This is a genomic window from Drancourtella massiliensis (assembly GCF_016900655.1).
Taxonomy (GTDB): Bacteria; Bacillota; Clostridia; order Lachnospirales; family Lachnospiraceae; genus Sellimonas; species Sellimonas catena.
Map to the genome: position 1 here is coordinate 1 of NZ_JACJKH010000094.1, position 638 is coordinate 638.

A 638-nucleotide genomic window follows, 5' to 3' on the forward strand; every position below is an offset into this window, starting at 1 on the left:
TCGACTCTGCAAAAGCAAATATGACCATCTTTGATTCTTCCGGTATTGAAGCTTTTGTCACCGAAAACAATCCCAAATATGCCAATCGGATCATCCGTCAGCTGAAAGCCTTTGTGAAAGCACATGGCTTTGATCAGTCCTACGACCCTTATAAGGCCGCCTACAGTTCCATGCCTTCCCATGCTTCTGCTAATCCTGAAATTAAGCAGCTGTATATCAATGGGCATTTTTGCTATGTCTTCAAATTTGGCATTGTCACCAATGGGCTGGGCATTATCCGTCATATCTCTTTCTACAACAAAGACTTTCTGGCGTCCCATCCTGATATTGTTGTCGAAAAGAAATCGGACTCCCCTGATGAGGATAAGTGCGTTCATGATTCCAAACTTTTGATCCCGACACTCAAAGACTTCTTTTCCAGGCATCCACTGATCAACCCGAAAACCTTCCTCGGAGATGCCGCTTTCGATACCGCTCAGCTTTATAAGAGCCTTCTTACCGGTGATACTTTTGGTAAGGACAGGCATTTCCAGAAAGCATATATTCCACTCAATGCAAGAGCAGGTCTTGAAAATCAGGATTATACTATCAATGAAGACGGGATCCCTTGTTGTCCTCATGATCCTTCCCTCCCAATG

Annotated in this window: 1 pseudogene; it reads left to right on the forward strand. The window is 44.0% G+C overall.

From position 1 onward, the window contains the following. Positions 1–638, forward strand: a pseudogene (locus H6A32_RS15870) (ISNCY family transposase); the annotation flags it as partial.